The following is a 20568-nucleotide window of genomic DNA, read 5'->3' as shown; positions in this document are numbered from 1 at the left end:
AGGATCTTCATAAATGATTCGCCTATTTCTTGCTTTACCGCTAGCGGGTGCATTGGGCTTAGCTCTGTTTTCTTTTATGGCTTGGATGGTCGATAATGGCCACCAACGTTCACCAGACAACAGTGAGACGTTAAGTTTCAACATGGTAATGGTGGAACAAGAACAAGAAGTCCAAAGAAGACAACGTGCAGTCCCTGAAAAACCAGAAATGCCAGAGCCGCCACCGAAAGCGCAAACGTCTCAGTCACAAGCTGAAGTTACGCCTCTGAATTCGATGTCTTCACTGCCTTCTTTGGATTTGAATACATCGATTGACGGCCTAGCGATTAACGCTCCGACATTTTCTGATTTTGGGTCAAACCAACAGGCAATGCCTCTGTATCGAGTAGAACCTCGTTACCCAGCTAAAGCGCTGAAGCGTGGCGCTGAAGGCCATGTGATTATGTCTTTTACCATCGATGAAACGGGACGCCCAATTGACATTCAAGTCACTGACGCAAACCCACGTCGTATGTTTGAACGTGAAGCGATGAGAGCACTTAAAAAATGGAAATATCAACCGAAAGTCGTCGATGGAAAAGCGATAGCTCAGGTTGGTCAAACCGTGAAACTAGAGTTTAAGTTGGCAAAATGATGAAACAGATATGGATATTAGTGGGCTTGTTGTTAATGCCCCTTACAACACAAGCGCAAGAGCTATCTCAATATACTGCCATTCGTGTTCAAAAGGCGCATAAGCTTGCTCAAGATGAACAGGTTAAACAGGCGATTGACGTACTTGCAGGCTTGGAGCTTTCGAAAGGCTACGATAAAGCATACGTAGCTCGTATGCTGGGTGTGTTTTACTGGCAAGATGGCAAAACTGACGAGGCGATTAAGCAGCTAACTTATGCCGTCGATACGAATTTGTTAGTCGATGAACAAGCTTGGATAACGAAGCGTATGCTTGCTGATCTGTTATTAAATGATCAGCAGTTCAAAAACGCGCTTCCACATTACTATGAGTTAGTGAAAACAGCGCCAGAGGCAGAAAAGAAAGACGTGCTTTGGATGCGAATTGCACAAGCGGAATACCAAATCGAAAACTGGTCAAAAGTACTGGTTGCTATTGGTAATCGTGACAAGTTCAATGCAAAACCAGAACTGTCGCCTCTATCGCTAAAACTGGGTGCGCAACTACAGTTAATGCAGTGGAAGCAATCTATTCCAACACTGGAAAGCCTAATTGAACTTCAACCAGAAAAAGACAATTGGTGGCGTCAGCTTGTAGGCATTCAGTTAAGACTAGAGCGCAACCGTGATGCATTGAACACGCTAGCGCTAGCTGATCTACAAGGGGTTGATCTGAAGAACTCAGATCGCCGCTTGCTTGCACAGCTTTACGCGAAACGTGGTATTCCAGAGCGTGCAGCACAAGAAATTAGTAAGCTAGATGATGCGAACAGCGACGTTCAACTTCTCGCAGAGCAAGCAACTTACTGGCAGCTAGCTAAAGAGTGGGACAATGCGATTGAAGTGTGGACGTTAGCGTCTAAAAAAGACACTCAGTATCATTGGAATGTGGCTCAGCTATTGGTTCAGCAAGGTTACTACGACCGAGCTCTGGTTGTTTTAGACAAAGTGAAAGACAAAAACAAACAAGCCGATGTTGCGTTAGCGAAAGTGCGTTCATGGTACAAGTTAAAGAATCTTGATAACGCCCTTGCTCAAGCCAAGCGTGCGAACAACATTGAGCCATCTTCTGAGGCAAAAGGCTGGATTAAATACCTGACTCAGCTTAGAACGGTAAGTGATAAAGGAAACGTCTAACCGCTCATCGCAAACAGAAGACAAGAACAGCGCATAAGAAACAAGAAAAGCAAAAGGGTGTCATTTGATCGTTCAAATGACACCTTTTTTAATTTAGGCGACTTAAGCCCACCTTGGGACTTTAGCTCATCTAACGTTATTGTCGATTGGACTGGATTGACTAAGGCTCGCACATCGTGCCACTAAGCGTTGCACTTTGAATTGCGCCACTGGTGTTAGCAACCCAGTTAATGGTGCAGTCACGATAAGGGTTCTTAAAGGCATGTAAAGTGTAACCATTATCTAGTGGTTTCTTCGTCTCAACCCAAGCATAGTTTCGAGATGCCCAAAAGCTGATAGGACGTGAGCGTTCGGTTAGATACTGCTCTTGTGCATCGGTTATGTCTGAACCGATGTATTCTTGGACGTGCTCTTCTGTACTGCTCATTTGGCTACTGCACGCTGTTACGAGCGTTGTAAAAGCCAAAACAATAATACGCATTTCAAAATCCCTTTAAGCCTAATTAGCTATCGTTAAATCGGTTATTCGTCTGTATTTAACAAACTGCATCAACCGAAGAGTCCGCCGTTTGTGTATGATCTTCAAAATGATCCAAAGATCAAATAGCTCTGAAGGTTAATAGTTACGAAGCTTAAATAGCTCCAACTTTCATTCCTTAAAGCTACAACTGCTACCTTAAACCAACCTCAATCAAGCATGTTGATATTGAGATTTTTTGAGGTTTGACCTTACTATCGATGACCTCAAATACAAGCTATCCATTCCCTTTAGTACAAGTTAGCAAGAATATGCATACAGTACGATTACTTCCCATGTAATGTTATGTAAATTTCCTTACGCCGCTCGGCAAACGTAAACAATGTAAATTGAATGCCAATACGAATGATTATCAACTAAATTGACGCCATAAAATTTATAGGTATTGGTTTGTATGTCGTTAAAAAGTAGGGCGGTTCAATCATGGGCTCGTCGACTTCATGTTTATATTTCAATGGCACTTCTGTTCGTTGTTCTTTTCTTCTCAGTGACAGGTATCACCCTGAATAGACCTGAGTTATTTGAGTCAAGCCAACCCAATATCCAAAACTCTACGTTAACGCTTCCTACGAGTTTGTTCACGATCCAAGACGGGCGATTAAAAGTCGACGAAAGTGCCTTCGAAACATTCCTGTTTGAAGAGGCCAATTTATCCGGTGTTCCTTCTGGTTTAGACATCTACGCCGAAATTGAAGACGGTGAGTTGCTGATCGGTGAAGTGTCCATGGACTTCAAAGGACCAGGTTACAACGCATCTGTGTTTGTTGACGTGACATCTGAAATGGTCGAGGTCGAAACCACGAATTACGGCGTGATTGCCCTGTTGAACGACCTACACAAAGGTCGTAACAGCGGTGAGGTCTGGAAATGGTTCATCGATATCACTGCACTACTGATGGTCTTCTTTGTACTTACCGGCGTGTGCTTACTGTTACCTAAGAAAAAAACACTCAATACTTCCATTAAATGGACGGTGTTTGGGTCTGCAATCTCACTTGCTATCTATTTTGTCGCCGTACCTTAACCCTTAATTAGTTTGATGAAGCGGTTTGATGAATGAGCTTGAAGAACGAATTAAAGGTTAAACGGATTTAAAAGGTTGTTAAACATGAAAAAAATGAACTGGAGCAAGGCGCTTCTTGCTTTATCACTTTTGCCAAGCCTAGGTATGGCACAAGCGATTTCTGATACGGCAAAACTTGATGTGAGCTTCGAGCTTCCAAAGATTGATACCTCTATGTATGCGCGTCCTTATGTGGCGGTGTGGGTCGAGAACAGCGAACGAAAATCAGTGAAAACCATTGAGCTTTGGGTCGGTAAAGATGAATGGCTGAAAGATCTACGCAGCTGGTGGAGAAAAGTTGGACGTTACGATCGTGAGCTCGTTGACGCTGTAACATCCGCTACGCGTCCAGCTGGCAAGTACCGTTTCGTTTGGGATGGTAAGAGTGATGATGGCCAAGCACTAGAGCAAGGCGAATACACGGTTCATATCGAAGTTGTTCGTGAACACGGCGGCCGTAACTATCTTCGTCAAAAAGTCTCACTCACAGATTCAAACGCTTCTTATGAGCTAAAGGCAACAGAAGAGACGGGTGAAATCACACTGAATTACGTCGCTAAATAGACAACGCAGTAGTGAACACCGATTGGTTTAAGAATCAGAACAGAATCGATAGTAGTCATCGTAGGCTCAGATTGAGCGACACGGCTAACAATTATAAATAATGGAATGAACATGATGAAACAGACAAAAATAAAGGCACTTGCTCTAGCGGGTGTTATGGCGTTCGGCCTAGCGGCTACGACAACAGCACAAGCCCACCCACGCTGGATTTTGCCATCACACTTTACCGTATCGAAAGAAGGCGGTGATTGGCTAACGTTCGACGTGACTGCGTCTCACGGTACGTTTGTTTTTGATAAGCCTGCAGGCAGCGAAAATGCACATGTCATCATGCCTGATGGCCGTAGCGAGCGTCCAAACTTTGTTGTTCGCGGTAAACGTCGTTCAATCTTCGATTTCTACTTCGAAGAAGAAGGTACACACAAAGTTGCGATTAACAACCAGCCATCTTACTACACACAGTACAAAGCGGGCCGTCGTGACACTGTGAAATGGATCAAAGCAAACAAAGCGGAACGTGACTCTGTACTTCCTGAAAAATCACGTGACGTGGTAACACAAATCAGCTTCACTCGTGCTGAAAGCTACATCACAGTAGGTAAGCCAACGGATTCAGTATTCAAAATTGAAGGGAAGCTTCTAGAAATGAAGCCTGTGACACACCCTTCAGACATCGTTGAAGGCGAACCAGTCACGTTCCAATTCTTCTACAACGGTGAAATTCAAAAAGACGTGAAAGCTGAGATCACTCGTGAAGGCACGCTTTACCGCAACCACCAAGAACAGATTGATGTAGTGAGCGACGAGAACGGCGAAATCACGTTCACTCCAGATGTAGCGGGTCGTTACGTAATGAAAGCGAACTACAAAGGTGAGTTGATTGACAACCCACTGGCAGACAAAGCAAGCGCGAACGTTCACCTAACGTTCGAAGCACTGCTTCAATAGTCTGTGATGTCGGGGCTAGATCCCTGATTAAGCAACCAAAAAACTTAAGGGCTCATTTGAGCCCTTTATCGCTCAGTTTACTACTGAGAATTTGCAATGTGGCTAGGGTACGAACCATGACAATAAAAACAAAACTAAAATCGATAATCACTCCATGCTTGGCTCTGGGACTTGGTTTCGCAGCATTACCTGCGCAAGCACACTTTCCATTGATAAGCTGCTGGTTTGAAGGCAAAACTGTGGCTTGCGAAGCGGGCTATTCAGACGGTAGTAAAGCGATTGATTACGCGGTTGAGATGTATGACTACGAAGACAACTTGATTGCAAAAGAGATGACGGATAAGCGCTCCATTGTTGAGTTTCCAAACCCTGACACTGAGTTCTACCTTGTGTTTGATTCAGGCCACGAGTTTCCTGTTGAAGTAGACGTTGTTGAGATCAGCGAAAAATGATGATTCAAGGCGTACGTGCTGACACGGGCGGCAGAGAAGGCAAATGGGTAGGACTGATCATTGTGTTCATTCTGAGCTTTGCCACGGTTGCTATCCCATTTCATCAAGCTGAATCGCATATCAAAGCGGTACTTGATCATCAAATCTTAGTGACCGATGTCGAGCAAGAAAACTTGGCGATGTTATCAGAGCTTCGCTTGGCTCATGAAGAGATTCGCGACCTGCGTATGGACTCAGACGGCGAATGGCCAAGTGTTGCGTCACTTAAAGATGAATGGGTCGCGCCATTTGTTGAAGACCAGAGTTGGAAGCGTAAAGGTTCTCATACTTGGGTACTGGACGAGCGTGGTTATTATTTTTCTACTCCAAGTGAACAAGCTACGCCAACCGACCATGGCTTCGTTGACTCCTTTATTTTGAACGCCAACAGCGTTTCTCCTGAAATCTGGATTTACCTGGGTGGCGTAGCAAGTCAACCGACTAGTTTTGATGAGAACACACTTGAATCTGCTGGCTGGAAAATGGTCGTCAATGAATCAGAAGTTGAGCAGCATGATGCTTCTTCTCATTAAACAATCCGGCTTATAAAAATGCTCACTAATAATAAGAGAATTACTATGCGAATTATGACTCTATTGATGTCGTTATTAGCGGTGTTAATGGCACCCAATGCATTGGCAAAAGAATACAAGATCGACAGCGATAAGCTGACGATTGGCATAACCCTTCAGCCTTACTACAGCTACGTAAAAGCCGTGGTGGGTGACAAAGTGAACATCCTTCCTTTGGTTGATGCTGGCTTTAATCCGCATAACTACTTGCCACAACCGAACGACTTGAAGCGATTGAGCCAGATGGACGCTATCGTGGTAAACGGTATTGGCCATGACGACTTCGCACTTAAAGTAATCTCAGCTGCGCAACGTGATGACTTAGTGGTGATCGAAGCGAACAAAGAAGTGCCTTTACTTCCCGCATTAGGCCAATCTGTGGGTCAAGGCGCGGTGAACCCGCACACGTTTGTTGGACTTTCGACAACAATTCAAAAGGTTTACACCATCGCGAGTGAAGTCTCTAAGCTCGACCCAGACAACGCGGCTTTTTATCGTAAGAATGCACGTAAATACGCAAAGCAATTTCGCTTTATGAAGCGCGATGCGATGTTGTCATTAGGTGAGTTAGATACTTCAGGTATGAAGGTGGCGACCACGCACAATGCGTATGGCTACATCCTTCAAGAATTTGGTGTGGATGTTGCGGCGGTGATTGAGCCTGCACACGGTGTTGAACCAAGTGCGAGCCAGTTGCAAGAAACGATCGAAAAGATCCGCGCATCGGGCATTGATGTTCTGTTCTACGAGCTAAACATGCCAAACCGTTTTGTTGACACGATTGAAGCGGAAACGGGTGTTCAGCTTTACCGTTTCTCTCACATGACGCATGGCGAATATGAAGACGACAAAGTCGAAGTTGAGATGAAGAAGAATCTCGAGACGTTGATCGAAGCAATGAAATTTGCGGCGGCGAACCAAGCTAAAAGCGGGAACGCATAATGCTAGGTCCATCGATTTCAATCAATCAACTCGGTCTGCAATACGACAACAACGTCATTCTTGACGATATCTCACTAGAACTTAAAGCGGGTGAGTGCCATGTAATCATGGGGCCAAACGGCGGTGGTAAAACCTCTCTGCTACGCTCCGTTCTTGGTTTGACGCCTTTCTCTGGTCAAATCAATATTCATTGGCCAGAAAAGCCAAGCATCGGTTACGTTCCACAAAAAGCGACCTTCGAATCAAGCTTACCTTTGACGGTAATGGATTTCGTGTTGCTTAACCAAACTCGAATTCCGCTATTTTGGCGTCGTAAGTCTAAGCAATTGGATCTTGCACTCGCACAATTGGATCGAGTGGGTATGGCGACACGTAGCGATCTCCGAATGGGGCAGTTGTCGGGTGGTGAGCAGCAACGTGTGTTGTTTGCTCAAGCGCTATTGGATAACCCAAGTTTGCTGGTGTTGGATGAACCAACCACGGGTATGGACGAGCAGGGTGTTCGTTATCTTGAATCGCTGATTCGTGAATGTGTTGACGAGGGTCGCACGATCCTTGCGGTTCACCACGATGTAACCGCAGTACGTCGCCTTGAAGCCAATGTACATGTTGTGAATCGATTCTTGGTGGATAGTGGTCCACACGAACAGGTACTACATCCAAGTAAGATTGAAAGCTTATTCCAGCACTACAGCAGTGGTGCTGCGATGAACAAACCGAAGGAGGTTGCGTAATGGATTGGCTACGACAACTTGCCGTAAGTGGTGTTGAAGCGGGTTGGTTATCTGACAGCTTCATGTATGCGTTCATGGTCAATGCACTGGTTGCTGCATTGTTACTGGGCCCGTTACTAGGTGGCCTTGGTACTTTGGTGATTGCTAAGCGTCTGGCTTTCTTCTCTGAAGCGGTAGGCCACGCGGCATTAACCGGTATCGCTATAGGTGTGTTGCTTGGCGAGCCACCAGAAAACCCAATTATTGGTCTGTTTAGCTTCTGTATGATCTTCGCGCTGCTTCTTCACTTTGTAAGAAACAGAACCAATGTGCCATACGATACTTTAGTTGGCGTTTTCCTTGCTTTAGCATTGGCAGTGGGTGCGGCATTGCTGATGTACGTGGCGCGCAAGATCAACATCCACATGCTTGAGAACGTACTATTTGGTTCGATTTTGACGGTAACAGACCAAGACTTAGCGATTCTCGCAGGCAGCTGCGCGATCATTATTTTGCTTTTGATACCGACATTCAATCGTATTCTTTTGACCTGTATCAGTCCGGATATTGCCAAGGTTCGTGGTTATAACACCAGTTTCTACGACTACTTGTTTGTCATGATGATCACCTTAGTGACGATTGCAGCGGTGAAGATTGTGGGTGCGGTACTCGTTGGCGCGTTATTGCTGATTCCAGGAGCTACCGCTCGCTTGCTAACTAAACGCATGGGCAGCTTTGTATTGCTGTCGGCGTTACTGGCAACGGTCGCGTGTTTAGTTGGAACCGTCTTACCAATGGAGTTGAAACTGCCAGTACCTTCGGGCGCTTCAATCATCATCGTTTCTGCGACATTTTTTCTAGCGGCAACGCTATACCGAATTGTAAGAAAGGCATAATCATGACCTCTTTAATGGATCGTATCTCAAGTTCAGTGAAGGCAACGACTCAAGTAGGCGCACTAACTAGCTTATTGTTGGCTGGCTCAATGGTGTCTATTAGCGCCAACGCCGAGGATATCCTCACCAGTATGCCTGTGACTTATGCTTTGGCGACAGAGCTAACCAAAGGTACAGACATTACCACCGAATATCTGCCACCAAAACGCTACGGCATTGATCGTCTGCCAAACTGGTTTGGTACCAAGGGCGCAAGCAAAGTCCTTCAATCCGGCGAAAAGGCGACCGTAGCATTAACATTGTCATCTATCTGGCAAGCTGATCCTACATTTGTATACGCAAGACAGGGCAATATCCGTTTGGTTGAAGTGGATGCTGCTCAAGCGATCACACCGCGTGCTCAAGGTGTTGCCGCGCTGACGTTATCAAATGGCGATGTGTCTAAATACGCATGGTTAAACCCAACCAACTTAACGCGCATGGCAGCGATTGTTGCTGACGACTTTAAGTTATTGTGGCCAGCGCAAGCAGAGGCCATTGATAGCAATCTACAGCGTGTAATGCTTGATGTGCGTGAACTGATTAACAAGCAACAAGCAGTCTTACTGGATAACGATGTAGATTCAGTATTGTTGCTTTCAGAAAGCTTGGAAGATTTCGCTTCAGGTACTCAACTGTTTGTTGAAGAGCGTATGTTCAAAGCTGAACTGGAATGGACAGAACAAGACAAAGCCAAACTCAAAGCGATGTTTTCAGAAGACGATGCACTATGGTTAGTCACAGCGAAAAAGCCAACTAACTTAATTAAGTCTCTAGTACCTAACGAGCGTATCTTAGTGGTTGATTCAGTTGACCGTTGGGGACGAGCGGGGATTAATGCAAAAGCGCCGTTTGCACGCTGGGAAGTACAGCCTTTTAAAGGCTAATCAGCGCGATTAAAAATGGTAGGATCAAAAAAGCAGCCCAATTAGAGGCTGCTTTTTTTGTTCTTGTCTGTTGGCTCTTGGAAGAGTGTTAGACAAGAGAGCTGCGAGTTTACAACTTACTCTGCAGCTTTTGTCTCTTCGGCTTCAACAGTCGCTTCAACTGTGCCTTCAGCTTGCTCTTGAGCGGCTTTAGCTTGTTCTTCAGCTTCCATTTTTGCACGGTCAGCTTTAGAAATGTAGCGAGGCTTGTTGCTACTATGCAGTTTAGAATTCGCCTGTTTCTGCTTCTTTTTTAGAATTTGATTGATTTTTTTCTTACGGTTCATTGCTGCATAGCCTTGTATTTAGTTTAGGCGGTGGAGGATAATCATTTTAGCTCTAGAACTCAATATTTACATGGTATTCAGCAAGGAAAATATCACTATGCAGGCCGTCGAGACCGAACGTTTACGATTAAGAATGATCACGCCTCAAGATGCGGCGTTTATTCAGCGATTATACAGCTCAGAAGATTTCCTGCGTTACATTGGAGACAAGGAAATCAGCGACACTGACAAGGCCGTTGAATACATCAAAAACAACATTCTTAAGATGCATGAAGAGAAGGGTGTTTGCCTATTGATGGTCGAAATGAAGGGCTCATTAACCCCAATTGGTATTTGCGGGTTAATTAAAAGAGATACCTTAGACTCGCATGATATTGGCTATGGCTTTGTTCCAGAGGTGTATGGTCAAGGTTTTGCTCAAGAAGCGGCACAAGCAATAATCGAACAAGCTAAGCAGAATGCTGATATCGATCATTTAGTTGCCATCACCACCTCTGATAACATTCGAAGTATCGCATTACTGACTAAGTTGGGTTTTGTGTTTGAGCGAGTCGAAGACGTATTAAGTGAAAGCGTCAATCTCAACCTGTACGGTTTTTCTCTGGGCAATTAATCATGTTTCAACATAACAACATTCTTCAAGGTGAACTCGCAACGGAGTACAAAACCGTGATTGCGATGGTGCACATCTACTGTAAAGATCACCACGGTGCAGTGCGTCAGAATGGCGCGTTATGTGAAGAGTGTGAGCAACTGTTACGCTATGCCGAAACGAGACTTGACCGTTGCCCTTATGGTGAAGCCAAACCGACCTGCAATAAGTGTCCGATCCATTGCTATAAGCCCGATCCTAAAGAGCAGATGCGTTTAGTCATGCGCTATGCTGGGCCAAGAATGTTACTCAAGCATCCGATTTTAGCGATCAGACATTTGATACATGAAAAGCGAAAAGTGCCTGAGAAGCCGCTGCCGAATGTGTCGAACCGCCATATCCGAATGAATAAGAAGTAACTTACGTTTTAAAATGGTTGCTGAAGAAACGAAAAAGGTCTGATTTCTCAGACCTTTTTGATGTAGATACGCTTCTATCTCAGCTTGAATGTTGCCTATGCCGCTTGCGGCTCGTCGTAAGTCACGGTGAGGTTATTGATCCAGCGTCGGCTTAGGTAACGATGAGAACAAATTGCCAGTTTCACCACTTCTTCCACCAACATCAAACCATAGATGTATTTGAAATCCCATCCAGCGACAAACGCGCCGTAAACACATACTGGAATGCCGACCATCCACATCGCGATGAAATCCATACGCAGGCAGAACGCATTATCGCCACCAGCGCGAATAATACCGTTGATGATCACCATGTTCAGCATCCGAATCACCACAGCAAAACACATAATGGTCATTGCAGGTGAAGCGAACGGGTAGAGCGCATCTGTAGAAAGGTTCAGCCATGTTAGAACATGCTCTTTGCCCATAAACAGTAGCAATCCAACAACCGCGCCGAAGCCAACGACGGCTTTAATGAATGTCAGTCCCATGCTCATTGCGTCATCAAACTCATCACGGCCCAATGAATGACCAAGTAACACTGAACACGCTACCGAAATACCGAAGAAAATCGAGTAACACAGCGACTCAAACGGCGCGAGCATAGAGAACACGGCAAGTTCGGTTGTGCCCATGTGGCCGAAGATCATTTGGTACGCCATAGTGCCCATTGCCCATAACACGGCATTCATCGTTAGTGGCAAAGCAATACGACGGTAAGATAACCATAATGACGGACGATGTGGTGAGCTAGGCGTGGTTAACAACCAGTGTTTACGCATGCGCATGTAGCCGTACATCAAGCCCACTTGAATTGCGCGAGCGAGTGTTGTCGCCAGTGCTGCACCGGCGACGCCCATAGCGGGAATACCAAAGGCACCTTTGATTAGAACGAAGTTAAGCGCAATGTTGAGTGCAATGGTCACCGCGCCCAATAGTAGTGGAGTTACGGTGTCACCTGAAGAGCGCATACTTGCTTCTACTACGACAACAATGTGAGTCAGCAGTAGAACAGGGAAGCCATACCATAGGTAAGTCGCGCCAAGTTCAATCACGGTTTGATCGCTAGTTTGCAACATCATTAAAAACTGAGAACCAAGAGTGATGATTGCAGTAACAGGCAACAGAACTTTTAAGCCAAACACCATAGCGATAGATGATACTGTTCGCGCGCTTTTTCGGTCATTCTTTCCCCAGTATTGAGCGACTAATGTTCCATTTGCTGAGGCCAACCCTGCCATAATCATAATAGCCACGAAGTGCCATTTTGATGCAATTCCCACAGCCGCAGCTGCTTCCATACCATAGTCACTGACCATTAATACGTCAGCAAGGGCAAGAATAGCGACAAGCGCACTTTGCAAAGCAACAGGTAAACCAAGTTTAACGATACGAGGTAAGATGCTCTCTGGCTTGTTATTCATAGATGAGTTAGGGTTGATGTTAGTTGTCATAAGCTCTCCGATTTATGGCAGAACTATAGTGATTTGAGCGAAGTAACAACATGTTTAAAAAACAACAAAACCTGTGCAAATCCGTCATTGATTCAATGAAACCAAAATCAACTTGGCATGATGATGTTTTTCTCGCTGAACAGTGCAAAGAACGTTTTTTGACCGTTGAAGATATTCCAGAGATGAAAAGCTTTGGTGTTTATATGGGCGGCATGGCGAAGCTATATGATGGTTATTGGGTTGAGCGTGAATCCGTTAATGTTCATACGTTGATTTTCACTATGGAAGGTGGCGGCATTCTAACAACCGCAACATCGGTACAAGCGATTACGCCTTATACACTCGTGGTGCTTCCTGCTGAAACCCCATTTCGTTTTGAACTCGATCCTCAATATAATTATTGGAAAATGGCGTGGATGTTGACGCCTGACACTAAGCAGTGGCAACACATAGCAAGTTTAGGACAGGGGATTGTGCCTTTTGGAGAGTGTGAGCAGATCTGGTCATTAATGAACTTGGTTTACTTTGAGATAGGCGGCAGAGCCAGTTACCGTAAGTTACTCTTGAGTGAAATTATCCGAACATTGACGGGGTTTGAGCCTAAGTCGACCAGCACCACTGCACGTGTTCAAGCGCTCTATAACGAAATTGAAAGTAGTCTGCACCAGCCATGGACAGTAGCAGGGATGGCTGAAAGAGTGTTCATCAGTGAAGAGCAGCTCAATCGAGTCACCAAGACGCTATTCAACCTGTCGCCACGCAGTAAATTGATTCAATTACGCATGGATAAAGCCACAAGCCTGCTGAAATATCAAGATTGGTCAGTCTCTATGATTGCTAATCGCTTAGGCTACAAAGATCCTTATAACTTTTCGCATCGTTTCAAAAAGCATTTCGGTTTGTCACCCAGTCAATATCGAAAGAGCCATCGATTTCCTGGTTAGCCTTGCATGTTTCCTCGATCAATTACGCAAGATCAAACTTTTCAGTAATATTACTGTATTGAGCTATCTATCAATTTAGTATTTTTGCTCTATTCGATAGTATTGGAAATATCTCAGAAGACGACTGCTTATGCAACATGAGGAATTAATGCAACAAGTTATCAGCGAGACGGATGATTTAGATCTCCCGTCAAAGCTCATTTTAAACAACAAAGAGTTTCGTTCAGGCACTAAAATCGTACGTAAGCAGGGCTGTGGTTCGATTGTAGGAACGCTTTCAGGGCCTCACCGTAAAGTACTTTTTTATCTTTATCAGAACAAAGGCCAAGTAGTCAGTAAGCAAATTTTGAAGCGTGTAGGTTGGGCCGGTAAAGCGGTGACATGTGCGTCTGTATTGGTGGCTATTTACGAGATCAGAAGAGTTCTTGATTGTCGTTGTATTCAAACCGTTTCCAACGAAGGGTATGTTATGGCGGACTAAATAATCCTCTATTTATATCCTGTTAATATCTTAATAATAAAAATTTAATCTCTTTACCGTACGAATTCCATTGATTATCGTCAAATCTAAAACGTCCAGTTATAAGCGACGTTATATAAATACGACTGAATCTGACTTTGTCGCTGGCTATATAGTAAGGGAATGATATAAAAATGGACTCTTATCCTGTAATAGAAACGAACCACTCTGAAAACAACGTAATACTTGAATTAAACGGTAAAATTGTTGAACTCAACACCAAACTTATTCGCAATGTAGAGAATGGCTACGTACTGGCTACTATGCCTTTGGCGTACCGAAAGATCATTTTATTTATGAATCGACATCGAGGTGAATTGTTCAGTGTTGGTCAATTAAAGAAGATTGGCTGGGAAAGTGAAAAAGTAACTAACTCTTCGGTGATTGTTGCGATATCTGAAATAAGATCATTATTCGGAGATGGACTAATCATTACCATTACTGGTGAAGGTTATGTATTTCAACCTTAACGTTCAGAGGTAATAGAATTTATTTTCTGATTGTTGATGTTTATTGTCGTTCTTTCCTGCAGGCGACATGAACAAAAAGGGCCCTTCGCTTAGACATAAAGTCTTAACTCAGAGCCCTAATGACACGCATCTGGTGTCTGTCTATTTAAGCTTACTCGCCTGCAATCTGTAGGTGAGAGCGCTTGAGGCTAGCAATTAACATGTAGATCGTTGTAGCAAGTAGAGACGCGAACAGGTATGTGAACAATCCTGCTTGTGAATCCATAAAGCTGTCTGCAACGATTGGTCCCGCAACAGAACCGATGCTGTAACAAAGTAACATGATTTGAGTCACTGACACCAAGTAGCTAGGGTCAAGGTTACGGCAACCCAAGTTAATCGCGATTGGGTATAGCGCAAATGTCGCCATGCCTAATACGAACAAGCTCATGCCTAGTACGTAGAAATCGTGGTTGATAGTCAGCACACCAATGCTTGCAACCCCTAGCAGGCAGAACAGAGCCATTAATAACACTTGTCCTACGTGGTGAGATAACCAAGTCACCATCGGCTGTACAGCCATGCCACCCATGATAACCAGAGCCATCAAACCGCCAATGTCTTCGTGTGCAATGTTACGTTGAGCAAGTTCAACTGGCATCAAGCCGTAAATCGCACCTAGCGTTAATCCAGACACAATGCAGCCAATTAGCGCGCTGTGGCTTAATTTGCTGATCTGCTTTAAAGACAAAGATTGCGCATCGTGGATTTGTGGTGGTGTTGCTTGTCCGTACATCAAAACAATGATCGCACCAAACAGAAGGGTGAACATTGCGATGAAAGGTACGCCACCAGTAATACCTAAGTAACCGATACCAAGCTGACCAACTGCAGAACCGCCGTACAGTGAACACATGTAGATAGCGAGACGCTTTGCGCGTTGTGACTCGTCACCGCTCATTAGCCAAGACTCTACAATCACAAAGATACCTGCAACCGCCACACCAGCCACAAAGCGAGCTAACAGCCATACTGCTTGATGTGGGATCAATGGCAATACAAGGATCGTTGCGATGAACACACTCAATGCGACAACGAACGCGTCTTTGTGACCAACACGCGCAATGGCACGTTCAATCAATAATGTACCAGCCAGTAGACCTGCATAGAATGCACTCGCCAACCAACTCGATAGATCTTTGTCTAAGCCATACTCAGACAGCATTAATGGTAATGAACTCATTAAGTAGCCTGAAGCGATCGCGTAAAAAGACAATGCAATAACAGGAACAGTTATGCGAGTTGTTGGTTGGATGTTGTCCAATGCAGGAGCCTCTGATAGTAAAAGAAACGATGAATTTTCCGCGACTATGGGGGAGAAACTGAATTGGGTAAAACGAATAAAAATGGTCGTTAAGATAAAAGAAATTTATCGACCAACTAAACTAAAATACGGTTGCGATATTTGGTGGTTTGACGTGATTTTATGCGGTCAAAAAGTCGTTAAGCCGTTGTTCATTGGTGGTTTAATTTAGAAAAAGATTGCAGCGTGATTGTCATGTTCTGATTTGGATAGGATGGGAGTTTAAGTGTTAGACCGTTTCTTTACGGTATTGGCGTGGCGAGTTACCACTCCACTTACGAAAGGCATGACGAAAGTTAGCGCTATCAGAAAAGCCAACGCGTTCAGATATCTCTTCAATACTCATTCGAGTTGAAGAAAGGTAGTGCCGGGAAAGGTGAAAGCGAACATGGTCCAGTATCTTCTGATAGCTCGTATCCGCTGCTTTCAGGTGACGACGCAAAGTTCGAGAAGACATGCCCAGTTCTGAAGAAATGGATTCTATCGATGGGTAACATCCTGGCCTTTCTATCAGCATCTGAGAGACTTTCTCTTTGAGGCTGGTCGGTGCGCTGACTTTTGCCAACATGTCATCACACGATTTTAAACACATCTGTAAAGTGATGGTATTGGCGGTAGGAAGAGACGAATACAAGGTGGTTGCGTCGAACTCCCATTCAAGACGGTCACTATTGAATTCAACCGGGCAGCGGAAAATCTCTGTGTATAGATCGCCGTATTCAGGTTTTGGATAGGGGAAGCGGATCACTTGAGAAGGAAAGGGCTGTTGCAAAACTTCTTCACATAAATTGTGTATCGCCGCAAACCAATATTCACAGCAAAAGGGCAGCAAAGAATCGAGTTCGATAAGTTGCTCTGCGCGAAAGTAACCAATGTTGTCTTCTACAGACATGGTTTTCCTGAGGACAGGGCCAGCAAGTTGCAGATACTTGAATCCGATTAAAAAGGCATCGAGTAGTGTCTCGCTGCTAAACACCGCATAACCGAGCACGCCAAAGTCGCTGAACCTGGCTTGTTGGCCGACTTTAAGCCCCAATCCGTCTTCGTTAGAATTCGCTAACGCATTACTGAACACAGCAAGCTTTTGCGCCAAAGTGATGTGTGTATCAGGTGTGTTGAGTTGGAGGGCATCGATGTTACTGCCTTCAAGCAACTCTTCGATACTTAGAACAGGCGACAGGTAACGATGCAGCAACTGAAGATCCAGAATGCCGAATGCTTGCATATCGGGTTCGTAAACTGCGGTGTATTCCATAAGCTGCCTCTTGTTGAATATCGATATCTTAACCGAACTTTTAACATTTACGCCTGTTGCTTGTTCTCACTTTCGCAAGCTTGTTCCAAATTTTGGTTTATGTGTGCAAGGTTTTATTGGGCTTGAGCAGGCTGTGTCCGAATATCACCGGTTTTTGTCTTTTTGAAACCTGTTCGAAATGTTATCAAAATGTTGTAATTTGTTGGGTTGCACATTGGAGCGTCACCAACATTTTGCTCAATAACGACTCTTATCTACATGACACACCAATGTGCAGGCTCGTGATGACAATAAAGACACTTATTACAACGATTAGAACGTCTACGGTGACCGTCACAAACAGGTCTAAGCCGCATAAGGAGATCATGGATGCACAATCTTGCTGTTAATTTGGAGCGTAGCGCTTCGCTTTTTCCACCTAAAGCCGCTCTGCGTATGGGATCAGATGAAATCAGTTTTTCTCAGTTAGAACAACTTTCTGGAAATGTGGCTGCTAACTTGAAGAGACTTGGGTTGCAGAAGGGAAATAAGGTCGCATTGTCATGCCCGAACGTGACTTACTTTCCGATAGCCTATTACGGGATTCTAAAAGCGGGCTGTGTAGTCGTGCCTTTGAACGTGTTATTCAAGGCCAGAGAGATCGCTTATCACCTTAATGACTCTGACGCGAAAGCCTATTTATGTTTTGAAGGGAGCGAAGAGCTTCCAATTGGTCGCTATGGTTTACAAGGTTTTGATCAGGCAAACCACTGTGAACACTTTGTCGAGATGCCTATTCCAACAAGTGCGGACACTACTTTAGAAAGTAATGAGCAGCATGAATCAATAGCCGATTGGTTGGCACAACCTTTGACTCCTTTTGAATCTGTTGCTTGCCATGGTGATGATACCGCAGTGATCCTTTATACCTCTGGCACGACGGGTCAACCTAAAGGGGCAGAGCTTTCCCACACCAACATGCAGACCAATGCGATGTCGTCACAATATCTAATGAGATTGGAATACAGTGATACGACGATGGCTACGCTTCCTTTGTTCCACAGTTTCGGCCAGACAGTGATGATGAACGCGAGTGTGTTGACGGGTTCAACCATGGTGTTGATTCCTCGTTTTGAACCGTCATTGGTTATTGAACAGATCATTAGCCATAAAGTCAGTGTCTTTGCTGGCGTTCCTACCATGTACATCGCGCTATTAAAGGCGGGAGAAGAGTCTGCTGACACTTCAGAAAAAACAAGAAAACGCTCTGAACAGGTCAAACATAGCTTGAGGTTAGGTGTTTCTGGTGGTGCTTCTATGCCGCTTGAGGTCATACGACAGTTTGAGTCTCGTTTTGAGCTTCCAGTATTAGAAGGCTATGGTTTATCAGAAACAGCGCCAGTTGCGACCTTTAATCATATTGATGGTGACCGATTGTCTGGCAGTGTCGGTCAGCCTTTATGTGGCCACCTTATCAAGATTACTGATATACAAGGCAACTCTGTCGCTATGGGTGAACTAGGCGAAGTCTGCATTAAAAGCCCAAGTGTGATGAAAGGCTATTATCAAAGGCCAGAGGCGACAGCTGAATCTATTCGTGATGGCTGGTTCTTAACGGGAGATATCGGACGCGTCGATGAGCACGGCAATTTGTTCATTGTTGACCGTGTGAAAGACATGATTATTCGTGGCGGTTACAACGTTTATCCACGTGAGGTTGAAGAAGTCTTGATGTGTCATCCCGATGTTGAAATGGTTGCGGTGGTAGGTGAGCATCATGATCATTTAGGCGAGGAGATCCACGCGCATGTGGTGCTTCACGAACATGCGCAATGTGATAGTGCCGCCTTGATAGCATGGTGTCGTGAGCAACTCGCCGACTACAAATACCCGCGTAAGGTATTCATTCGTAAAGCCTTACCCATGACAGCAACCGGAAAAATCTTGAAGCGTGAGTTACACCCACTAGAAATAGCGGAGATGGCAAATGGATAGTTATGATTTTATTATTGTTGGCGGTGGTTCTGCGGGTTGTGTCATGGCTTCGCGGCTGTCGGAAGATCCCAATGTGACGGTTTGCTTGTTAGAAGCGGGTGGTAAAGACACGGGCCCATTCATTCACACACCTGTTGGCGTTGTCGCGATGATGCCAACCAAACTCAATAATTGGGCATTCGAAACGGTTGAACAGCCGGGTTTGAATGGTCGTAAAGGTTATCAGCCGAGAGGTAAGACACTTGGCGGCTCTAGCTCTATCAATGCCATGATGTACGCTCGTGGACACCGCTACGATTACGATACATGGGAAAGCTTGGGTAACACAGGTTGGAGCTATGATTCGTGTCTGCCTTACTTTAAGAAAGCCGAAAACAACGAAGTTCATCAAGATGAGTTTCATGGTCAAGGTGGTCCTCTTAATGTGGCAAACCTTAGATCGCCAAGCCCTATGCTGGAACGTTATCTAACGGCGTGTGAGTCTATAGGTGTGCCTCGTAACGAGGACATTAACGGTGCGGCTCAGTTTGGGGCGATGCCGACGCAGGTAACACAGTTGAATGGTGAACGATGCAGCGCTGCCAAGGCTTACTTAACGCCAAACCTTTCGCGTCCAAATCTTACGGTCGTTACTAAAGCAACCACCCATAAGGTATTGTTTGAAGACAAGAAGGCGGTTGGCGTCGAATACGGATCGAGCGGCAAACGTTATCAGATTCGATGTAACAAGGAAGTGATTCTATCCGCTGGCGCGTTTGGTTCGCCCCAATTGCTATTACTGTCTGGTGTCGGTGCTAAAGCTGAACTAGAGACGCATGGCATCAAACAAGTTCATGAATTACCTGGAGTGGGCAAGAACCTTCAAGACCATATCGACTTAGTGCACTCGTACAAATGCAGTGAAAAGCGTGAAACTTTTGGTATCTCGCTGCAAATGGCCTCTGAAATGACCAAAGCTTTACCGCTCTGGCACAAAGAACGTCGCGGTAAGATGAGCAGTAATTTTGCAGAGGGGATAGGCTTTCTTTGCTCCGAAGATCATATCGCTGTACCGGATTTAGAGTTTGTATTTGTGGTCGCTGTTGTAGATGACCATGCCAGAAAAATCCATACCAGTCATGGCTTTACCTCTCATGTCACCTTGTTGCGACCGAAGAGCCATGGCACCGTAACGCTGAATAGCAATGATCCCTATGATCCGCCTAAGATCGATCCTGCGTTTTTCAGTCATCCTGAAGATATGGAGATCATGACTAAAGGCTGGAAGAAGCAGTATCAAATGTTAGAGAGTTCTGCGTTTGATGATATCCGTGGCAATGCTTTTTACCCTGTGGACGCCAGTGATGACAAGGCTATCGAGCAAGATATTCGCAATCGTGCAGACACTCAGTATCACCCGGTGGGGACCTGTAAAATGGGACCTAATAGTGATTCTTTAGCTGTGGTGGATAAAGATCTCAAAGTTTATGGTTTGGATAATTTGAGAGTCATTGATGCTTCTGTGATGCCGACACTGATTGGGGCAAACACCAATGCACCAACGATTATGATTGCCGAGAAAGTCGCAGATCAGATCAAACAGGAATACGGGGCAGGTAAGCAAGAAGCTGACATTCAAGCGAAAGGCGAAGCTGTGGTTTAAATCAAGAAGTTAAGTGATAACCATAAATAAAACAGTAGGTTAGATAGTCTTGGTTTGATAAGACTCTCTAACCTATTTTCGTGTGCTTACTTAGAATTAATTAACGCTAAATCAATAGCTTAAATAATA

The 20568-nt window shown here is 44.8% G+C and carries 24 protein-coding genes; 19 read left to right on the top strand and 5 right to left on the bottom strand.

Going from position 1 to position 20568, the window contains the following annotated elements; genetic code table 11:
* Positions 1 to 13: 13 nt before the first annotated feature.
* Positions 14 to 634, top strand: a complete 621-nt coding sequence (locus MSG36_RS09645; RefSeq protein WP_248367513.1) for an energy transducer TonB — start codon at positions 14 to 16, stop codon at positions 632 to 634.
* On the top strand, positions 631 to 1809 hold the full coding sequence (locus MSG36_RS09640) for a hypothetical protein (RefSeq protein ID WP_248367511.1): 1179 nt from the start codon (positions 631 to 633) through the stop codon (positions 1807 to 1809). Before MSG36_RS09645 ends, MSG36_RS09640 begins: the two co-directional genes overlap by 4 nt.
* A 160-nt stretch (positions 1810 to 1969) precedes the next feature.
* Here MSG36_RS09640 and MSG36_RS09635 read toward each other — a convergent pair whose 3' ends face one another.
* Positions 1970 to 2290, bottom strand: a complete 321-nt coding sequence (locus MSG36_RS09635) for a hypothetical protein (protein WP_048608214.1) — start codon at positions 2288 to 2290, stop codon at positions 1970 to 1972.
* A gap of 451 nt (positions 2291 to 2741) precedes the next feature.
* Between MSG36_RS09635 and MSG36_RS09630 the strand changes: the two genes are divergently transcribed.
* From MSG36_RS09630 to MSG36_RS09590, 9 genes are all read left to right on the top strand, one after another.
* The gene (locus MSG36_RS09630) at positions 2742 to 3371 is read left to right on the top strand and encodes a PepSY-associated TM helix domain-containing protein (protein ID WP_048608216.1); all 630 of its coding nucleotides are present in this window, start codon (positions 2742 to 2744) and stop codon (positions 3369 to 3371) included.
* Between the two features lie 84 nt (positions 3372 to 3455).
* Positions 3456 to 3974, top strand: a complete 519-nt coding sequence (locus MSG36_RS09625; protein WP_048608218.1) for a DUF2271 domain-containing protein — start codon at positions 3456 to 3458, stop codon at positions 3972 to 3974.
* Between the two features lie 111 nt (positions 3975 to 4085).
* Positions 4086 to 4922 carry a DUF4198 domain-containing protein gene (locus tag MSG36_RS09620; protein WP_048608220.1) on the top strand — a complete coding sequence of 279 codons (837 nt, stop codon included), beginning with the start codon at positions 4086 to 4088 and terminating at the stop codon, positions 4920 to 4922.
* A gap of 116 nt (positions 4923 to 5038) precedes the next feature.
* On the top strand, positions 5039 to 5374 hold the full coding sequence (locus MSG36_RS09615) for a hypothetical protein (RefSeq protein WP_248367510.1): 336 nt from the start codon (positions 5039 to 5041) through the stop codon (positions 5372 to 5374).
* On the top strand, positions 5371 to 5946 hold the full coding sequence (locus MSG36_RS09610) for a hypothetical protein (RefSeq protein ID WP_193840443.1): 576 nt from the start codon (positions 5371 to 5373) through the stop codon (positions 5944 to 5946). Before MSG36_RS09615 ends, MSG36_RS09610 begins: the two co-directional genes overlap by 4 nt.
* Before the next feature lie 45 nt (positions 5947 to 5991).
* Positions 5992 to 6927, top strand: coding sequence for a zinc ABC transporter substrate-binding protein (locus MSG36_RS09605; protein WP_193840442.1), 936 nt, complete (start codon positions 5992 to 5994; stop codon positions 6925 to 6927).
* Complete coding sequence (locus MSG36_RS09600; protein ID WP_248367509.1) at positions 6927 to 7661, top strand: metal ABC transporter ATP-binding protein; 735 nt, start codon at positions 6927 to 6929, stop codon at positions 7659 to 7661. The genes MSG36_RS09605 and MSG36_RS09600 overlap by 1 nt, the downstream gene beginning before the upstream one ends.
* Positions 7661 to 8536, top strand: a complete 876-nt coding sequence (locus MSG36_RS09595) for a metal ABC transporter permease (RefSeq protein WP_017067856.1) — start codon at positions 7661 to 7663, stop codon at positions 8534 to 8536. Before MSG36_RS09600 ends, MSG36_RS09595 begins: the two co-directional genes overlap by 1 nt.
* A 2-nt stretch (positions 8537 to 8538) precedes the next feature.
* Positions 8539 to 9462, top strand: coding sequence for an ABC transporter substrate-binding protein (locus tag MSG36_RS09590; protein WP_248367508.1), 924 nt, complete (start codon positions 8539 to 8541; stop codon positions 9460 to 9462).
* A gap of 116 nt (positions 9463 to 9578) precedes the next feature.
* Here the strand turns inward: MSG36_RS09590 and MSG36_RS09585 are convergent, their stop codons facing one another.
* Positions 9579 to 9788 (bottom strand): DUF2986 domain-containing protein, encoded by a 210-nt coding sequence (locus MSG36_RS09585; RefSeq protein WP_048608234.1) that lies wholly within the window; start codon positions 9786 to 9788, stop codon positions 9579 to 9581.
* Positions 9789 to 9885: 97 nt separating this feature from the next.
* Between MSG36_RS09585 and MSG36_RS09580 the strand changes: the two genes are divergently transcribed.
* Together MSG36_RS09580 and MSG36_RS09575 are read left to right on the top strand one after the other, a co-directional pair.
* Positions 9886 to 10401: a GNAT family N-acetyltransferase gene (locus MSG36_RS09580; RefSeq protein ID WP_048613523.1), complete on the top strand. Its 516-nt coding sequence runs from the start codon at positions 9886 to 9888 to the stop codon at positions 10399 to 10401.
* Between the two features lie 2 nt (positions 10402 to 10403).
* On the top strand, positions 10404 to 10799 hold the full coding sequence (locus tag MSG36_RS09575) for a nitrous oxide-stimulated promoter family protein (RefSeq protein WP_050622357.1): 396 nt from the start codon (positions 10404 to 10406) through the stop codon (positions 10797 to 10799).
* 95 nt (positions 10800 to 10894) lie between these two features.
* On the opposite strand, the gene MSG36_RS09570 is transcribed toward MSG36_RS09575, so the two are convergent.
* Positions 10895 to 12292, bottom strand: a complete 1398-nt coding sequence (locus tag MSG36_RS09570) for an MATE family efflux transporter (RefSeq protein ID WP_248367507.1) — start codon at positions 12290 to 12292, stop codon at positions 10895 to 10897.
* 50 nt (positions 12293 to 12342) lie between these two features.
* On the opposite strand from MSG36_RS09570, the gene MSG36_RS09565 reads away from it, so the two are divergent.
* The 3 genes from MSG36_RS09565 (at position 12343) to MSG36_RS09555 (ending at position 14226) form a co-directional block, all read left to right on the top strand.
* Positions 12343 to 13236 (top strand): AraC family transcriptional regulator, encoded by an 894-nt coding sequence (locus MSG36_RS09565; protein ID WP_248367506.1) that lies wholly within the window; start codon positions 12343 to 12345, stop codon positions 13234 to 13236.
* 148 nt (positions 13237 to 13384) lie between these two features.
* Positions 13385 to 13717, top strand: coding sequence for a winged helix-turn-helix domain-containing protein (locus MSG36_RS09560; RefSeq protein ID WP_048608241.1), 333 nt, complete (start codon positions 13385 to 13387; stop codon positions 13715 to 13717).
* A gap of 173 nt (positions 13718 to 13890) precedes the next feature.
* Positions 13891 to 14226, top strand: coding sequence for a winged helix-turn-helix domain-containing protein (locus tag MSG36_RS09555; protein WP_048608244.1), 336 nt, complete (start codon positions 13891 to 13893; stop codon positions 14224 to 14226).
* Between the two features lie 151 nt (positions 14227 to 14377).
* On the opposite strand, the gene MSG36_RS09550 is transcribed toward MSG36_RS09555, so the two are convergent.
* Positions 14378 to 15529, bottom strand: coding sequence for an MFS transporter (locus tag MSG36_RS09550; RefSeq protein WP_050622360.1), 1152 nt, complete (start codon positions 15527 to 15529; stop codon positions 14378 to 14380).
* On the opposite strand from MSG36_RS09550, the gene MSG36_RS09545 reads away from it, so the two are divergent.
* A complete protein-coding gene (locus tag MSG36_RS09545; RefSeq protein ID WP_248367863.1) occupies positions 15501 to 15740 on the top strand; it encodes a hypothetical protein in 240 nt (79 codons plus the stop codon). The genes MSG36_RS09550 and MSG36_RS09545 overlap by 29 nt on opposite strands.
* 57 nt (positions 15741 to 15797) lie before the next feature.
* Here MSG36_RS09545 and MSG36_RS09540 read toward each other — a convergent pair whose 3' ends face one another.
* Complete coding sequence (locus MSG36_RS09540; RefSeq protein WP_248367505.1) at positions 15798 to 16823, bottom strand: AraC family transcriptional regulator; 1026 nt, start codon at positions 16821 to 16823, stop codon at positions 15798 to 15800.
* A gap of 369 nt (positions 16824 to 17192) precedes the next feature.
* On the opposite strand from MSG36_RS09540, the gene MSG36_RS09535 reads away from it, so the two are divergent.
* Together MSG36_RS09535 and MSG36_RS09530 are read left to right on the top strand one after the other, a co-directional pair.
* Positions 17193 to 18797 (top strand): long-chain fatty acid--CoA ligase, encoded by a 1605-nt coding sequence (locus MSG36_RS09535; protein ID WP_248367504.1) that lies wholly within the window; start codon positions 17193 to 17195, stop codon positions 18795 to 18797.
* On the top strand, positions 18790 to 20439 hold the full coding sequence (locus MSG36_RS09530; protein ID WP_248367503.1) for a GMC family oxidoreductase N-terminal domain-containing protein: 1650 nt from the start codon (positions 18790 to 18792) through the stop codon (positions 20437 to 20439). Before MSG36_RS09535 ends, MSG36_RS09530 begins: the two co-directional genes overlap by 8 nt.
* Positions 20440 to 20568 lie beyond the last annotated feature (129 nt).

The organism is Vibrio sp. 1CM8B (assembly GCF_023161685.1).
GTDB lineage: Bacteria > Pseudomonadota > Gammaproteobacteria > Enterobacterales > Vibrionaceae > Vibrio > Vibrio coralliirubri.
Note: the sequence above shows the minus strand (reverse complement) of the source record. Positions and strands in the feature narration are given on the sequence as shown.

Bases quoted from the DNA above. Each gene is read 5' to 3' on its own strand.
- MSG36_RS09645 (WP_248367513.1), top strand. From the start codon at position 14: ATGATTCGCCTATTTCTTGCTTTACCGCTAGCGGGTGCATTGGGCTTA.
- MSG36_RS09640 (WP_248367511.1), top strand. From the start codon at position 631: ATGATGAAACAGATATGGATATTAGTGGGCTTGTTGTTAATGCCCCTT.
- MSG36_RS09635 (WP_048608214.1), bottom strand. From the start codon at position 2,290: ATGCGTATTATTGTTTTGGCTTTTACAACGCTCGTAACAGCGTGCAGT.
- MSG36_RS09630 (WP_048608216.1), top strand. From the start codon at position 2,742: ATGTCGTTAAAAAGTAGGGCGGTTCAATCATGGGCTCGTCGACTTCAT.
- MSG36_RS09625 (WP_048608218.1), top strand. From the start codon at position 3,456: ATGAAAAAAATGAACTGGAGCAAGGCGCTTCTTGCTTTATCACTTTTG.
- MSG36_RS09620 (WP_048608220.1), top strand. From the start codon at position 4,086: ATGATGAAACAGACAAAAATAAAGGCACTTGCTCTAGCGGGTGTTATG.
- MSG36_RS09615 (WP_248367510.1), top strand. From the start codon at position 5,039: ATGACAATAAAAACAAAACTAAAATCGATAATCACTCCATGCTTGGCT.
- MSG36_RS09610 (WP_193840443.1), top strand. From the start codon at position 5,371: ATGATGATTCAAGGCGTACGTGCTGACACGGGCGGCAGAGAAGGCAAA.
- MSG36_RS09605 (WP_193840442.1), top strand. From the start codon at position 5,992: ATGCGAATTATGACTCTATTGATGTCGTTATTAGCGGTGTTAATGGCA.
- MSG36_RS09600 (WP_248367509.1), top strand. From the start codon at position 6,927: ATGCTAGGTCCATCGATTTCAATCAATCAACTCGGTCTGCAATACGAC.
- MSG36_RS09595 (WP_017067856.1), top strand. From the start codon at position 7,661: ATGGATTGGCTACGACAACTTGCCGTAAGTGGTGTTGAAGCGGGTTGG.
- MSG36_RS09590 (WP_248367508.1), top strand. From the start codon at position 8,539: ATGACCTCTTTAATGGATCGTATCTCAAGTTCAGTGAAGGCAACGACT.
- MSG36_RS09585 (WP_048608234.1), bottom strand. From the start codon at position 9,788: ATGAACCGTAAGAAAAAAATCAATCAAATTCTAAAAAAGAAGCAGAAA.
- MSG36_RS09580 (WP_048613523.1), top strand. From the start codon at position 9,886: ATGCAGGCCGTCGAGACCGAACGTTTACGATTAAGAATGATCACGCCT.
- MSG36_RS09575 (WP_050622357.1), top strand. From the start codon at position 10,404: ATGTTTCAACATAACAACATTCTTCAAGGTGAACTCGCAACGGAGTAC.
- MSG36_RS09570 (WP_248367507.1), bottom strand. From the start codon at position 12,292: ATGACAACTAACATCAACCCTAACTCATCTATGAATAACAAGCCAGAG.
- MSG36_RS09565 (WP_248367506.1), top strand. From the start codon at position 12,343: ATGTTTAAAAAACAACAAAACCTGTGCAAATCCGTCATTGATTCAATG.
- MSG36_RS09560 (WP_048608241.1), top strand. From the start codon at position 13,385: ATGCAACAAGTTATCAGCGAGACGGATGATTTAGATCTCCCGTCAAAG.
- MSG36_RS09555 (WP_048608244.1), top strand. From the start codon at position 13,891: ATGGACTCTTATCCTGTAATAGAAACGAACCACTCTGAAAACAACGTA.
- MSG36_RS09545 (WP_248367863.1), top strand. From the start codon at position 15,501: ATGCGAGTTGTTGGTTGGATGTTGTCCAATGCAGGAGCCTCTGATAGT.
- MSG36_RS09540 (WP_248367505.1), bottom strand. From the start codon at position 16,823: ATGGAATACACCGCAGTTTACGAACCCGATATGCAAGCATTCGGCATT.
- MSG36_RS09535 (WP_248367504.1), top strand. From the start codon at position 17,193: ATGCACAATCTTGCTGTTAATTTGGAGCGTAGCGCTTCGCTTTTTCCA.
- MSG36_RS09530 (WP_248367503.1), top strand. From the start codon at position 18,790: ATGGATAGTTATGATTTTATTATTGTTGGCGGTGGTTCTGCGGGTTGT.